Raw genomic sequence first — 14,030 nt, 5'->3', positions numbered from 1 at the left:
ACACTTTGAGATGATATTAAATTGTAAAGCCCCTATTACAAAGCTGAAAAACTGCTTTGTTATAATGTGGACTTGTTAGTGGTTTGAATTTTACGAAATTTCCAAAAGAGGTGTAATGAATGAAACTTATACTGCCCATATTAATCATATTAGGATTATCGACTTTTCTAACAACCCCTAAGGCTTATGCGGAAGCAAACATAGCGAATCAAAATTCGTGGTCACCAGCAGCATCACCTAATGGGATCAATGAAAAATTGCAGAAAATCAATCAAGCCATTCATGATAATCAAAAGGCAATTGTTAAAGCTGATTTAGAGGAAGCAGCGGCCGTATCTGAAGTACAAAAGCTTGAGAAGGATATTAGTCTTTTAAAAAACAGCATGGAAAAACGAAATAATGTATTAAAAGAACGTGCCCTTTCCTATCAGCAAAGCAACAGACATTTAAGTTATCTCGATGTTTTGTTAGGTTCAACTAGCTTGAGTGATTTTATTGACCGGGTTGGAGCAGTAGCATCGATTGTGGAGGCAGACCGGACCCTTTTGGAACAGCAGGAATCGGAAAAGAACGAATATGACAGTAAAAAGGCCGCTTTAGACAAAAAACTCACTGGACTTCTTAGCACGAAAACGGACCTCGAAGGAATGCGGTCCATGCTTTCGGAACAAAAAGGACAATATGAAGGCTTAAAAAAACAGATTGAAACTGTTAAAGTTACGGAATACATAGAGCCTCCGGTTTTGGAGGGTGGAAACGTTAAGAAAATCATCTCCGCAGGCTATAAATACATCGGAAACTCTGTCTATGTGTTTGGCGGAGGAAGAAATGAATACGATGTCGCCAACGGAAGATTCGATTGTTCCGGCTTTGTTCATTGGGCATTTTCCCAGGCAGGGATTGAATTAGGCTGGAGTACAGATTCAATAAAAAATTCTGGTGCACAAGTTTCGTTAAGCAAAATGCGGCCAGGAGACCTTGTTTTTTTTGATACTTATAAAAAAGATGGCCATGTGGGCATTTACCTAGGTAACGGGAAGTTCATTGGATCACAAAGCTCAACCGGAGTCGCGATTGCCGACATGTCAACGGGGTATTGGAAAGAGAAGTTTAATGGCAGAGTGGTACGGATTTAACTTCTTATTGAACGAAACGGTTCACCACGAAAAGGCTGGCTGCGTGACCGAATTCTCTTCTCAACTTCGTTTTAGGTAACGTAGAACCACTCTACGTGACCGAATTCTTTTCTCAATTTCGTTTTAGGTAACGTAGAACCACTCTACGTTACCCAATTCTCTTCTCAACTTCGTTTTAGGTAACGTAGACCACTCTATATTACCCAATTCTCTTCTCAACTTCGTTTTAGGTAACGTAGAACCACTCTACGTTACCCAATTCTCTTCTCCACTTCGTTTTAGGTAACGTAGAACCACTCTACGTTACCCCTTTAGTGTTTTTGAATGGATTTAGGTCACGTAGACCACTCCGACGTGACCGTATTGGGTTTCTTCTATTGATTTAGGTCACGTAACCCCTCTTTCTAAAAAAATTAACCAGCACTGCCCCTTTTTCACTAAGCTTCCTTTAAATCCGCCTGTTTTTTCACAAGCACCCTTATCACCAACAACGTCAAAATAACCGCAGCGGCCAAATAAATCACCAACGCTGTCACATCCGTACGCAAAATATGATAATCCCCAGTTGAAATAATGGCACGGAAGCCTTGGACAGTATAGGACATTGGCAGCAACGAATGAAGCGTTTGTAAAAACGTTGGTGTGAGCTCAATTGGAAACGTTCCTGCACTAGAAGTCAACTGCAAGACCAGCAGCACAATCGCCAGAAATCTTCCGGCATTATCCAAAGCAATCACAAGCAGCAATATAATTGACATAAACATCAAGCTTGCCAGAAAGGTAAATAGGTAAAGAAAACCAGGGTTCACAGGATCCAATCCAATTAATTTTATTAAAAAAAGATTGGTAATGATGCTATGAAAAATAGATATAAAAGCTAGTACAACCCATTTCGATAAAAACCAGGCCATCGCCGATGGAGGCCGGGTGCTGGTGGCCCGAAATGGAAGGATCGTGGAAAGCAAAAGAGCCCCAACGAACAAACTTAATGATAGGAAATAGGGAGCTAAACCTGTTCCATAGTTTGGTACACTATGCACCAATTGCTCTTTAAGCCTGACAGGATTAGACATCATTTCATAAATAGGCTGCCCGGAATGAATGGCTTGAATTTGTTTTGCTCCATCTGCCAATTTATCCGTTAATTCCTTGCTGCCGGCAGCAAGGTCCACTTCCCCGTCTTTCAAGGTTTGCAAATGGCCAATCACGCTATTCCACCCATTGTAAACATTTGTTGCCCCAGTAGAAATTTTTGCTTGTGAAGCAGCTAATTGATTAGCACCATTTGATAGGTCTTTCAATTTAGCAGCAATCGTGTCTGTTCCCGATCTAAGAGGTCCTGTACTTTGTGCAGCTTTATTTAATCCTTGATTAAATCTGGTAAAATTCGAATTGAATTTAACTAGGCCACTGCTGAGACTATTACTAATTTGGACCATTTGCTGATAGGCTGTGTCATTGGCAGAATCAGGGTGGCCAGTTGCATACCCTTCCATCGCTTGACTTAATTGCTTTGAACCATTCACAAGCGGCCCCATCCCAGATTCCAGTTGAGCAGAACTGCTATTTAACTGTTTTAGTCCACTATCCAAAGTGCCCAAACCACTATTCACCTGAGCCATACCCGATTGTATTTGTCCCGCACCATCGGATAATTGTGTAGCAGCACTGCTTAATTTTTGTGCTCCGCTTGACATTTGACTTAATGGATCGACTTGCTTTTGCATTCCGCTGATAATTTCCTCGGTTCCTGACGTTAATTTGTTCAAGCCTGCAGTAATTTGGCCTGAACCTTTACTTGCTTCATTCATTCCCTCTCCGACCGATTTAATATTGCCAAAAACGACTTCAGCATAATTTTTGCTGATTTGCTGAGCTAATTTTGTTCGAATCTTATCGACGGCATTTCTTCCAATTTGCGAGGCAATGAAATTGCTGCCCACATTCACCTTATAATAGAGATTAAGCGGCGTCGGTTTTTGCTCGGTTAACGTTGTCGCCATTTTGGAAAAATCACGAGGAATATAAATTTCAAAATAATATTGATTATTTTTTAGTCCTCTATCAGCCACCCCTTTACTGACAAAATTCCATTTGAAACTCTTATCGTTCTTCAATTCTTTAACCAGATCATTACCTATCGCGTACGAGGTCCCTTTATAATCGACTTTTTCGTCGTCATTAACTACCGCGACCGGCAGCCTTTCTAAATGAGCGTATGGATCCCAGTTCGCCCACAAATAAGTTCCACTATATAGGATGGGAACAAATAAAATCACAATTAACGCTACCATCAGCTTTGGATTTTTTACCATTTGTACCCATTCATGTCTAATCCAGGAAAACATAGTCAACGAATATACACCCTCTACTGTCATATCATACTTTTCATTATTTGTATGAATTGGTAGATTTATGTGCATTAGAAAATTATGACAATTAAATTAATGTGAAATTCCCGTTTTCTTGGAAGGATTATTATACATAAAAACAGAATATTAAAATATCTATTCATTTCGATAAACGAAATAGGAAGAAAAATAGGTGGTGTGTAATAGATGGATTTGCTAAACTCACAGAATAATAGAATTATCCCTTACAATCATAAGCTGGCTCCGCTCTTTATTCGCAACACCTTGCATTCCCTCATTCCAGTAGGAACAAAACATATTTATGTCGTTGGAATTGGTTCAAATAGAATCAGCGGTGACAGCCTTGGTCCGTTTGTCGGGACCTTGCTTTCTAACCTGTTTCCTGGCCATTTAACTGTCTTAGGAAATCTTCAGTCTCCTATGGATGCGAAAACCCTCATTCCGGCATTGACCCGGCTCAGTCTTCCAGAAAATAGTTTTGTTGTTGCGATTGATAGTGTTCTAGGTTCAGTGGGAATCGTGAATTCCATAGTCGTTCGAGAAGGCGCATTGCTGCCAGGAGAGGGCCTTGGAATCCCGCTTCCTCCAATTGGCGACTGCAGCGTTATGGGAGTCGTCCTAGAAAATGATCCATCTATGGAATCTTCTTTATTTATCACAAACCTTCACCTTATCTATACAATGGCTGTTAATATTGCAAAAGGAATTTCGCTGGCAGTTCGGCAGTATTTTAACTATCCTTCAAACCACCCGATCCTGCTCCATCATCAATAACCATTATCCCTGTTTACACAGGGATTTTTTTTTACCAAAAAAAAATTTTCCTTGTAAACGCAACCAATTTTCTTACAAAATTCATTTATAAAAAAATAAGAGTATAATTGGAAGGGAATAAAAGTAAACAGGGGTAGATTTCATTGAATAAACAAAATAGCAGGTATCGTTGGGTGGTTTTCGCCACCGTCTTGTTCACTTATTTTTTAATCGTGAGTCAAAGGACAGCACCTGGATTAATTTCCGATCAATTAATGAAAGATTTTAACATTACGGCGGCAACTATCGGCCTCTTGACCAGTGTTCAATTCTTGGCTTATGCTGGGCTGCAGGTTCCCATTGGTATCCTTTCAGACCGGTTTGGTCCCAATGTGTTTTTAATCGTTGGAGCGATACTCAATGGGCTAGGAACGGTTCTTTATAGTCTGGCAACAAATGAATATATGCTTCTTATTGCCAGATTGATGGCGGGTATGGGTGATGCGACGATTTGGGTTAATTTGGTTATAATTATGAGCCAATGGTTTAAAGTAAGAGAATTTGTCGGCTTACTAGGATTCGCCGGGGTGGGTGGAAGCCTTGGGTTCTTAATGGCGACCGTTCCCTTTTCCGCTTGGATCACCTTATCTGGCTGGAGAACTCCTTTTTTCATCACAGGAATCCTATTATGTTTATGTGGGCTTCTTTTATATGTTGTTCTCGTAAACAAGCCAAAGAAAATTTTTACGAAAGAAGCTTTAAAAGTAAAAAAAGAGAAAAAGCGTGAGAATACGATTGTCTTATTAAGACGGATGCTTTCCGATCGACAAGCTTGGGCAACGTTCTTATGTCATTTTGGCGTGGTCGGTACGTATGTTGGATTTATTGGTTCTTGGGCTGTTCCTTATGGAATGCATGTGTACGGGATGAGCCGATCAGATGCAAGTCAGCTGATTATGATTGGTTTAGTCGGGGCAATTATAGGAGCTCCGCTTACCGGCTGGATCTCAAGTAGGCTGGATTCCATTAAAAAACCTTATATCATTGTGCATATTATTGTTTTTATATGCTGGATTGCGTTCCTTATATTTAATGGGAAGCCATCCCATAGTATGCTTGTAGTTCTTTTCTTTATCATTGGCTATGGAAATGGTGCGAGCTCGTTGACCTTCGCTGTTGTCCGAAAATCTTTCCCGATGAAAGAGGTTGGAGTGGTTTCGGGATTTGCGAATACTGGTGGTTTTTTAAGTGCGGTACTGCTGCCAATTATTTTCGGAAAAGTATTAGACCATTTTCATGCGGCTAGCAGCAGTGTTGGCTATCACTATGGATTTATTATCCCCGTCCTGTTTTCCATGTTTGGCTTAATTGGGGGCATTCTAATTAAAGAACAGCGCCAGGAAGCCAAGCAGCATAATGAAATGTTGGCTTAGGTTATTAGTGTTCTTAGCTTCATTGCCCGTTGAATGAAAAAGTTGGCTTGCTCGAGAGATGTAAGTTCATTTCATTTACCGTATCTTGTAAAAGTTGCCTCGCTCGGGCAATGAAAGCCCAATCAAATTGTAAAATTGTGTTTTTTAATAAAATTTTTAAGACAGAAGGGTTTCTATTGAAGTATTTACCAATCAACTCGGATGACAAAAGAATACGTTTTTTGATCACTCTGGTAATTGCCTTAATTGGTGGAATTCTTTTCACATTCATTCATACCCCTATTCCATGGCTGCTTGGTCCGATGACCGCTGTCCTGATTGGCGCAAGGTTAGTGAAGCTTCCGTTATTCTGGCCAAGATACATTCGGGATACCGGGCTAATCATTGTGGGTTATTCCATCGGACTTTCGTTTACAAAGGATGCTCTATCGCAAATTTTTGAAAAGCTTCCTTCAATGCTCCTTATGACCGTTACGCTTGTGGTATTTTGCGCGGGAATTGCTTTCATTGTCTCCAAACTTACCGGTGTAGATTATGCAACGGTGCTAACAGGCAGTATTCCAGGCGGGCTTTCTCAAATGATTACCTTTGCTGAGGAAGTAAAAGGAATTGATATCACAACAGTTACCTTCCTTCAGGTTGCAAGATTATTGATGATCATTTTCTTTGTTCCCTTTCTGATTTTAGGACCTTTTTTTCAAAAAGTTAACTCGGGTCCTGTTGCAGACATCACTCATAAGACAGCAGCATTTTCTGGACCGTTTTTCCCAACCATACTTTTGTTTGCGGTTGTCTGCGTGATTTGTGCTTTCCTTGGAAAAAAACTTAGGTTTCCTACTCCATTTTTGTTGGCGCCGATTATCGGAACAGCCGTCATCAATATTTCCGGACTACATGGGCCTCCCCTATCTCCAACGATCTTGGACCTTTCACAATTCCTGATTGGCGGTTATATAGGATTATTATTAAAACCGGAAAAATTGCCGCACAAAAGGAAAATGATTACCCTTGCCCTAATAAGCGGCATGGTCATGATACTAGGCTCCATCGGCTTAAGCTTGCTGCTTGTTTTCTATTACCATATTTCTCCGTCTACAAGTTTTTTAAGCACAGCACCCGGCGGTATGGATCAAATGGGTATACTCGCTCATGAAGTGCATGCAGATTTATCAATGGTAACCGGGTACCAATTATTCCGGCTCCTATTTATCTATTTTGCAGTTCCGCCGATATTGAAGTTGTTTATTAGGGTACGGAGGAAAGTGAAGCAAATATAAAGCGGTGTTCACCTTGAACACCGCTTTATTTATTATAGATTTTTGTAATACAAAACTGTTGTATGCAACTCCCCATTTGCTGACTTGGCAAAGTTCGGGATTCGTCCTGCTTCGATAAATCCTAATGATTGATAAAGTTTATTGGAGGCGTCTCCCTCTCTTGTATCCAAAACTAACAATGACCGACCTTCTTGTAATGCCCGTTCCTCTGCTTTTTGCATTAAAGCACGGCCTAAACCCTGCCGCCTAAAATCCGGATCCGTAATGAGTTTGGCAATATCAGCCCTATGTAATCCGTTTTGTTTCATGCATAAATGTAATTGAACACTCCCGACAATTCTATTGTTAATTTTGGCCGCGAATAAAATCACACCAGGTGATAAAACCGTTTCCCAATACTCCCTGGCTAATGATGGTTTCATTGGAGGCAGAAAGCCTACGGCTGCGCCATCATCGACTACATTCACCAAAAGTTCAGAAAGCTCCGAGATAGATTCCTCTATCGAATACAATTCCTCAATAATCAACATAAACACCTCCCTTTTGATGATACCTCACAGCAACAAACAGAACTATATATATGGCAGAATATCTTACATTTAAATTACCTTTTTAGCCCATACTGAAATAGGAACAATTTAAAGTGAAGGATGAAGTAGATTGCATCTTGTTTCTGAAGCGATTATCCGTACATGTATTTCCTATATCGTTTTAATGGTTGTTTCACTTTGGGTTGGAAAACAGGTTAACTCCCATACAAATTATTATAATTTTGCTTTATCAATCACGATAGGCTCTTTCATTGGGAACATGGGGTTTGATACGAATCTCCACTTCGTTCCGATGATCTCTTCTTTCCTTACCCTTATTTTGATATATTTTTTCTTATCCTTTATTTCCGCAAACAGCCGTCCCTTTCGCAGGTGGCTGTCCGGGCAGCCGACTGTCATCATTGAAAATGGGAAAATACTTGATGCCAACATGAAAAAAATAAGATATACCTTGGATGATTTAAATCAGCAGTTACGAGAGCAAGGAATATTTGATATTTTTGAGGTGGAGTATGCGCTTTTAGAGGTGAGCGGCAAATTATCGGTATTGAAGAAAACACAATACCAAAATGTCAGCATGAAAGATTTTAATCCTGCTAATTTAAACGAAAATGTTATACTTCCAAAAGAACTTATAATGGACGGAAAGATAATAGAAAAGAATTTTAACCAGAATTTTTCAAAACAATGGCTGGAACAGGAATTAAAATCGCGAAGTGTACAAATCAAGGCGGTTCAATATGCCGTCATTTCATCCAATGGCAGTTTATTTATTGATTTATTTGACGATCATTTGGACTCACCGTTAGACACCGAATGAAAGTGGCTGCCCTAAATACTGGCAGCCACTCTTATTTAGACTCTATTTTTTTTAAAAAGTGAATCTGCGGCCTGTTAACAAACTGAATAGGGCGATAATTAACGCGATACGAATAGCCAATCTTACAACACGGCCTCTGATTCTTGTACGCAAAATAATGTTGTCGCTGCCTACATATTCTAATGTTCCAGTATATGTCCCATTATTAGTCACAACTTCTACTTCTTCACCAACAAGCTTATGTGCAAAGTCTCGAAAATTTTGTGAGCTCATCCAAATCAACTCCCTTCATTTCTATTAAATGAATTTCTCATAGAAATGATTGGGTATTTGCTGGACAAGTTTTAATAAAACTTTTAAACTTTAACAACATTCGTTGTTTCATTGAATACATTAACTAGATAATCTACAGCTGTTAAATAGACCATTCCGTTACCTTCAAGTTTTGGAGAATATCCTAATGGGACCGTTCTCCTTATTAATTGGGCATAGAGTTCTGGTTCTGAAAGATTTCTCTCGAATGCTTGATTTGACAAAGATTTTATGAGAGCCATTGCCCCTGAGACATGTGGTGTTGCCATTGAGGTTCCGCTGAGTCTAGCATATTTCCCCTTCAAATAAGTGGATAAGATATTTTCACCGGGTGCCACCACATCAACCTCTTTATTGGAATTACTAAAATCAGAAATATGGCGTTCAAGGTTGATCGCTCCTACACTTATAACCTCGTTATAGGAACCAGGATAATCGAATTCATCTGTAGAACCTTGTCCATCCCCCTCATTTCCTGCAGCACAGACGACTAGAATATTATTGGCCACCGCTTTTTGAATGACCTCGTGTAATTCCGGTACATCCTCTGGCCCGCCGAGGCTCATCGAAATGATATCAGCCTTTTGTTCAATGGCATAATTGATTCCCTTGATAATCCAGTCATATTGACCGGAGCCATTTTTATCAAGAACTTTTATAATTAATAGATTTGCTTCCGGGGCAACTCCAACTACGCCCTGCTGATTGGCAGTTGCTGCGATGGTTCCGGCAACATGTGTCCCGTGCCCATTGTAATCCTTATAAATCGTTTTGTTCCCTTTATCATCATTCGTAAAATTGCATCCGCCAATAATCCGTTCCTTTAAGTCCGGATGCGTGAGATCACAACCTGTGTCCAAGATTGCAATGGTAATGCCCTTGCCTTTTGTTTTTTCCCAAACTTTCGGGGACTGAATCATTTCAACCCCTTTTGGCACCTCGGTTACTTCTTCAACCTCTGCCATTACCTGGTACGGAATCAAGCGTACTTTTCGCTCCATCGTATTCCCCCTAACAGATTTTATGGAAGCCAACCCATGATGATAGTAATAGTTTAACAATTCTGAAACTATTAAAATAGATTCCTTTGGACTGTTTTTTCTCCTTTCACTCAAAATATAGGGACAAAGGATTAAAATAGACAGGCTGTAAAAATTCCGAAAAGTAATTTTAATCAAATTAATACATGATGGTAATCTAGGAAAAATTTATCTATGTTACATTGAATTTAGATTTTACTATGTTGGGATATGAGTTGAGGGCATGCTAAATGTAAAAGAAGTTACCAAATTACTAGGTTCCGAGGGTATTACAACGAGCGAGCAAATGGTTATCCGTTGGATCCTCGATGGAAAACTAAAAGCGAAACGGACTACAAATTTAAACATTGACTACCTGATTAAACCAAATGATTTGGCTGCGTTTATTTTAGAAAAAATAATTGAAGAAAATCGCAGAAAATTTGGTGTTGATTATCAGGATTGGGAAAAGACCTTCAAAGAAAACCAGAAATTGAAGGATGAGATTGAGGAGTTAAAAAGTAGTTTACGTATCGAACAGGCGAAAGTACGATCTTTGAAAAAAATGCTGCAAGCAGAATATGCTATTTCAGAACCTGCTTCTATCAATTTTCAGTCATTATTAGGATTAGACTCCCATGCGGACAAAGATTTAGTAAAGAAAGAGTTTAAAAAACTACTAAAAGCATTACATCCTGATCGCGGCGGAGATGATCGGCTTTTTAAGGTGTTTTATGAACACTATCAAGCAGCAAAATAGAATTAGCGAATAATATTTTTCTACAAATGATAAGAACTACATATTGAATGGTGTCGTTTTATGAAAGATTTTTACTATCTTGATAAAAACCTCGGGCTATTTGTAGATAAGTTTTCTAAGGTGCTGGCAGGAAAAACTGAACACAATCGAAAAATATTAAGGAAGACAAATCAGATGTCTTATTAATTAGTTGAAAGGTGGTCATTGTCATGGCTATGGAATTATCCCTACAACAAATTGTCGAAGGAATCCCGAAGTCCTTATTGAATGCATCTGATAGAGATTTGGAAGGTTTCCAAAACATCATTGATGAAACGATTAAATTAAGAGAGGCGCACCGAAACTTGCAAAAAATGGTGAAAAACTTCTCCACGACTAACATCCAGCGCTCTTAAAAACGAAATGTAAAACCGGCGCTGGGAATGGAAAATAAGATCTTCCCGCAGGCTGAACCAAACATTTTGGTTCAGCTTTTTCTTTTTTCTGAGCTTTGACCCCCGTTTCGTTTAAAGAATATAACTGCAATTGTAGAATAAGGTCTATAATTTTGTAGAATGCCCACTCAAATTTGTAGGATGTGTCCTGAAAATTGTAGAATACCTCAATAATTTTGTTGAATCCACCTTCGAATTAAAAGAATATAACCGCAATTGTAGAATAAGGCCTAAATTTTGTAGAATGCTCTGCCAAATTTGTAGGATGTGTCCTGAAAATTGTAGAATACTTCCATAATTTTGTAGAATACGATTCGCAAATAAATATACTGAATTCGTACCTAAATGATTTATCCGCGAACTCTCCGATTTTATCGACGAATATGCACCATTTAACAGCGAATCAAAATATCCCACGTAACATTCCTTTCTCAAAGCTCAAATCAAAAAAAACAATTTCCCTGCATTCGAATTAATTTTTCAACCATCCTATTAAGGGAGGTGAAATTTATGCCAAAAAATAATCCGATTGAATACTCCGGAAAAGTGCTGGATCAGCGAAATAACCTGACGGGGCCAGACGATTCGGGTAAGAACGGATATCCAAAAGCTCCAAAACATGTTGTTATTCAAGAGTCAAATAGAAAGGAGTGAACCGGATGGATGGAAAGTATAATACAAATGATGATGCTACTGTGGAATTGAAGAAAGCGATGAGTAAATCACAACCAAGAAAGAACCCGAATATGAGTGACGCTGAATATAAGATGAAATTTGAAGGAAAGAAAAGCTAGCTAAAACTAACAAAGGGCAAGGTTAAAAAACCTGCCCTTTTTGAGTCTCATTTTGGATATAGAATTTCATCGATGATCCCATATTCTTTAGCTTCCTCGGCACTCATGAAAAAGTCGCGGTCTGTGTCTCGGGCTACTTTTTCAAGCGGCTGCCCTGTCCGCTCGGAAATGATTTGATTGATATGTTCCCTTAGTTTAAGAATTCGACGCGCGGAAATTTCAATTTCGGTTGCCTGCCCTCTCGCTCCGCCCAAAGGCTGATGAATCATAATTTCGCTATTCGGCAGCGCATATCGTTTCCCCTTCGTTCCCGCCAGCAGCAGCATCGCTCCGAAAGATGCGGCCATGCCGGTACAGATCGTTCTAATGTCCGGCTTAATGAATTGCATCGTATCAAAAATGGCAAAGCCCGCAGAAGTGGATCCACCAGGGCTATTAATATAAAGGGAAATTTCTTTATCAGGGGCATCCGCAGCTAAGAATAGTAACTGGGCAACTACACTGTTAGCCACATGATCGTTGATTTCATCCCCAATGATAATGATTCTGTCCTTTAATAACCTTGAATAAATATCGTAGGAACGCTCCCCGCGATTGGAATTCTCGATTACATATGGAATGGTGCTCATGATTAACTCCTCCTTAAAGCAATTAATTGGCTATGCCGCCATACAGAGAGTGCTTGAAGGAGAGTTTAATGGAGCTGGCCGTGTTACGAGCTTTGTTACGTTAAACATACTTTGTAGTATTGGGATAGTTTGAATAAGGACGGTAGGGTCTTCCATTAACAACGATTCTTTAAAAAGCTTTGAAAGCAGCTCCCGTTCCTCTTCATCCCAGAAAATTTCTAAGGAATCAGATTGATGTTCTTTTCCCAATCTCTTTTTAGCTCGATGCAAATTGGACTTTACCGCCATTTCTGTTGTTTCTAAGATGTCGGCAATCTCCTTTATTTGATATTGAAATGCCTCTTTTAACAAAAAGATGATGGCTTGTTTTGGTGTGAAATGCTCAATCAGCATATCGACAGTTTCATCCAATTGATGAGTAGGTGCTGCCTTTTCAATATCGGACTCTATCGTTTCATGCTTCCTTTTTCTGAGCAGATCAATCCAATGATGGTAGGCAATTTTATTTAATAAAGCTGGAGACATTTTTTGCTGATATCTCAATGCCTTCAGGTACGTTTCTTGGGCGATGTCTTCACCATCCCATTTATTTTGAGCAAGGAAACTGCAATATCGCTGCAATTTTGGATAATGTTCTTTCCAAAATGGATCGTCTTCTTGATGTGGACCTTCTAACGGGAATGTTCTCGGCTTGTGTGACATGTTTTTTCACTCCTTTAGCACTCTCTACCCTATAAACGATTTAAGGCAGGGGAAAAGATACGGGGTCCTAAATTATTTTTTATTAATATATGCAGGGGGAATTTGAGTAACTAGTTAATTTCCCTTTTAGATTATTCGTCAGATTTTGTCCCTTACTACCTATGATGTATTTTTCAGGAGGACATTCTATTTTTAGCATTTGGATGGTGTTTACCCATATATTTATTCTACACCACTATTAAAGGGGGAATTGATTTTATGAATCAACAATCTTTAATAATGGATTTAGATGATACCCTCATCCACTGCAGCAAGTACTTTAGGAAGTCTAAAAACCAATTTGCTGATCAAATGCTGGATTGGTTTCATTCTGCAACAAAAGAAGAGATCCTCCAAAAACAATTGGAGATTGATTTAAAAAATGTAGAGGAATTCGGCTTACATTCTTCCTTATATCCGGAATCACTCGTTTTAACCTATAAATATTTTTGCGTGAAATATGGAAGAGGAATTTCAGATTTTGAAATAAAACATGTACACAGCATCGGTCAGAGTGTTTTTCAGATTGATGTGCAGCCATTTCCTTATTTATATGAAGTTTTGGAAAGGCTGCAGGAGGATGGACATGATTTGGTTTTATTTACTGGCGGCGATGAGGAAAATCAAAGAAGGAAAATTAACCAATTAGGTTTGGAAAATTACTTTGGAGACCGTGTGTTTATTTGTGAACAAAAAAATTCATACGCGTTGCAAATGGTCCTGGATGAGATTGCGACGGAGAAGTATTCCACCTGGATGGTCGGTAATTCTCTTAAAACAGATATTAAGCCAGCGATTGAGCTTGGAATAAATGCCATCCATATCCCCGCGGAAATTGATTGGAGCTATAACATATTGGATATAGATATTGAACCAAACGGGACTTTTGCAGAATTGCAATCTTTGCTGCAGCTTCCGGAATATTTACGGGATTACGCCTTTTATCAGGTAGCTAAATAATAGTTAAAACCCTTGATTCAGCGGCATGAATCAAGGGTT

The 14,030-nt window shown here is 39.1% G+C and carries 16 protein-coding genes; 10 read left to right on the top strand and 6 right to left on the bottom strand.

The features are described 5' to 3' along the window. The first annotated feature begins 119 nt into the window (after positions 1 to 119). A complete protein-coding gene (locus tag PH210_RS04180; protein ID WP_289983295.1) occupies positions 120 to 1,136 on the top strand; it encodes a C40 family peptidase in 1,017 nt (338 codons plus the stop codon). A 437-nt stretch (positions 1,137 to 1,573) separates the two neighbouring features. Here PH210_RS04180 and PH210_RS04175 read toward each other — a convergent pair whose 3' ends face one another. Next, entirely contained in the window at positions 1,574 to 3,484 is a 1,911-nt protein-coding gene (locus PH210_RS04175; protein ID WP_289983758.1) for a YhgE/Pip family protein, read from the bottom strand. Between the two features lie 210 nt (positions 3,485 to 3,694). Between PH210_RS04175 and yyaC the strand changes: the two genes are divergently transcribed. The 3 genes from yyaC (at position 3,695) to PH210_RS04160 (ending at position 6,971) form a co-directional block, all read left to right on the top strand. Continuing rightward, positions 3,695 to 4,282 carry a spore protease YyaC gene (gene yyaC / locus PH210_RS04170; protein ID WP_289983293.1) on the top strand — a complete coding sequence of 196 codons (588 nt, stop codon included), beginning with the start codon at positions 3,695 to 3,697 and terminating at the stop codon, positions 4,280 to 4,282. Between the two features lie 143 nt (positions 4,283 to 4,425). Beyond that, positions 4,426 to 5,694, top strand: coding sequence for an MFS transporter (locus PH210_RS04165; RefSeq protein WP_289983291.1), 1,269 nt, complete (start codon positions 4,426 to 4,428; stop codon positions 5,692 to 5,694). Positions 5,695 to 5,870: 176 nt separating this feature from the next. Further along, positions 5,871 to 6,971 (top strand): AbrB family transcriptional regulator, encoded by a 1,101-nt coding sequence (locus PH210_RS04160; RefSeq protein ID WP_289983289.1) that lies wholly within the window; start codon positions 5,871 to 5,873, stop codon positions 6,969 to 6,971. 32 nt (positions 6,972 to 7,003) lie between these two features. On the opposite strand, the gene PH210_RS04155 is transcribed toward PH210_RS04160, so the two are convergent. Beyond that, positions 7,004 to 7,501, bottom strand: a complete 498-nt coding sequence (locus PH210_RS04155; RefSeq protein ID WP_483312081.1) for a GNAT family N-acetyltransferase — start codon at positions 7,499 to 7,501, stop codon at positions 7,004 to 7,006. Between the two features lie 130 nt (positions 7,502 to 7,631). Between PH210_RS04155 and PH210_RS04150 the strand changes: the two genes are divergently transcribed. Next, complete coding sequence (locus PH210_RS04150) at positions 7,632 to 8,342, top strand: DUF421 domain-containing protein (RefSeq protein WP_289983287.1); 711 nt, start codon at positions 7,632 to 7,634, stop codon at positions 8,340 to 8,342. 51 nt (positions 8,343 to 8,393) lie between these two features. Here PH210_RS04150 and PH210_RS04145 read toward each other — a convergent pair whose 3' ends face one another. After that, a complete protein-coding gene (locus PH210_RS04145; protein WP_289983286.1) occupies positions 8,394 to 8,615 on the bottom strand; it encodes a hypothetical protein in 222 nt (73 codons plus the stop codon). 83 nt (positions 8,616 to 8,698) lie between these two features. Next, complete coding sequence (locus tag PH210_RS04140; protein ID WP_289983283.1) at positions 8,699 to 9,655, bottom strand: S8 family peptidase; 957 nt, start codon at positions 9,653 to 9,655, stop codon at positions 8,699 to 8,701. A 262-nt stretch (positions 9,656 to 9,917) separates the two neighbouring features. On the opposite strand from PH210_RS04140, the gene PH210_RS04135 reads away from it, so the two are divergent. The 4 genes from PH210_RS04135 (at position 9,918) to PH210_RS04120 (ending at position 11,661) form a co-directional block, all read left to right on the top strand. Then, positions 9,918 to 10,433 (top strand): J domain-containing protein, encoded by a 516-nt coding sequence (locus PH210_RS04135; protein WP_289983282.1) that lies wholly within the window; start codon positions 9,918 to 9,920, stop codon positions 10,431 to 10,433. Positions 10,434 to 10,642: 209 nt separating this feature from the next. Further along, entirely contained in the window at positions 10,643 to 10,828 is a 186-nt protein-coding gene (locus PH210_RS04130) for a hypothetical protein (protein ID WP_289983281.1), read from the top strand. 549 nt (positions 10,829 to 11,377) lie between these two features. Next, positions 11,378 to 11,521: a hypothetical protein gene (locus PH210_RS04125; protein ID WP_289983279.1), complete on the top strand. Its 144-nt coding sequence runs from the start codon at positions 11,378 to 11,380 to the stop codon at positions 11,519 to 11,521. A 5-nt stretch (positions 11,522 to 11,526) separates the two neighbouring features. After that, entirely contained in the window at positions 11,527 to 11,661 is a 135-nt protein-coding gene (locus PH210_RS04120; RefSeq protein ID WP_289983278.1) for a hypothetical protein, read from the top strand. A 47-nt stretch (positions 11,662 to 11,708) separates the two neighbouring features. Here PH210_RS04120 and clpP read toward each other — a convergent pair whose 3' ends face one another. Both clpP and PH210_RS04110 read right to left on the bottom strand, forming a co-directional pair. Continuing rightward, complete coding sequence (gene clpP, locus PH210_RS04115) at positions 11,709 to 12,290, bottom strand: ATP-dependent Clp endopeptidase proteolytic subunit ClpP (protein ID WP_289983277.1); 582 nt, start codon at positions 12,288 to 12,290, stop codon at positions 11,709 to 11,711. A 30-nt stretch (positions 12,291 to 12,320) separates the two neighbouring features. Beyond that, positions 12,321 to 12,992 (bottom strand): sigma factor-like helix-turn-helix DNA-binding protein, encoded by a 672-nt coding sequence (locus PH210_RS04110; protein WP_289983276.1) that lies wholly within the window; start codon positions 12,990 to 12,992, stop codon positions 12,321 to 12,323. A gap of 258 nt (positions 12,993 to 13,250) precedes the next feature. Between PH210_RS04110 and PH210_RS04105 the strand changes: the two genes are divergently transcribed. Beyond that, positions 13,251 to 13,991, top strand: coding sequence for an HAD family hydrolase (locus tag PH210_RS04105; protein WP_289983275.1), 741 nt, complete (start codon positions 13,251 to 13,253; stop codon positions 13,989 to 13,991). The last annotated feature ends 39 nt before the right edge of the window (positions 13,992 to 14,030 follow it).

This window comes from Paenibacillus sp. BSR1-1, from assembly GCF_030403775.1.
Taxonomy (GTDB): Bacteria; Bacillota; Bacilli; order Bacillales; family Cytobacillaceae; genus Neobacillus.
This window is presented reverse-complemented; position numbering and strand designations above follow the sequence as displayed.

Coding starts and splice junctions, on each gene's coding strand:
- PH210_RS04180 (WP_289983295.1), top strand. CDS start 120: ATGAAACTTATACTGCCCATATTAATCATATTAGGATTATCGACTTTT.
- PH210_RS04175 (WP_289983758.1), bottom strand. CDS start 3,484: ATGTTTTCCTGGATTAGACATGAATGGGTACAAATGGTAAAAAATCCA.
- yyaC (WP_289983293.1), top strand. CDS start 3,695: ATGGATTTGCTAAACTCACAGAATAATAGAATTATCCCTTACAATCAT.
- PH210_RS04155 (WP_483312081.1), bottom strand. CDS start 7,501: ATGTTGATTATTGAGGAATTGTATTCGATAGAGGAATCTATCTCGGAG.
- PH210_RS04145 (WP_289983286.1), bottom strand. CDS start 8,615: ATGAGCTCACAAAATTTTCGAGACTTTGCACATAAGCTTGTTGGTGAA.
- PH210_RS04140 (WP_289983283.1), bottom strand. CDS start 9,655: ATGGAGCGAAAAGTACGCTTGATTCCGTACCAGGTAATGGCAGAGGTT.
- PH210_RS04135 (WP_289983282.1), top strand. CDS start 9,918: ATGCTAAATGTAAAAGAAGTTACCAAATTACTAGGTTCCGAGGGTATT.
- PH210_RS04130 (WP_289983281.1), top strand. CDS start 10,643: ATGGCTATGGAATTATCCCTACAACAAATTGTCGAAGGAATCCCGAAG.
- PH210_RS04125 (WP_289983279.1), top strand. CDS start 11,378: ATGCCAAAAAATAATCCGATTGAATACTCCGGAAAAGTGCTGGATCAG.
- PH210_RS04120 (WP_289983278.1), top strand. CDS start 11,527: ATGGATGGAAAGTATAATACAAATGATGATGCTACTGTGGAATTGAAG.
- clpP (WP_289983277.1), bottom strand. CDS start 12,290: ATGAGCACCATTCCATATGTAATCGAGAATTCCAATCGCGGGGAGCGT.
- PH210_RS04110 (WP_289983276.1), bottom strand. CDS start 12,992: ATGTCACACAAGCCGAGAACATTCCCGTTAGAAGGTCCACATCAAGAA.
- PH210_RS04105 (WP_289983275.1), top strand. CDS start 13,251: ATGAATCAACAATCTTTAATAATGGATTTAGATGATACCCTCATCCAC.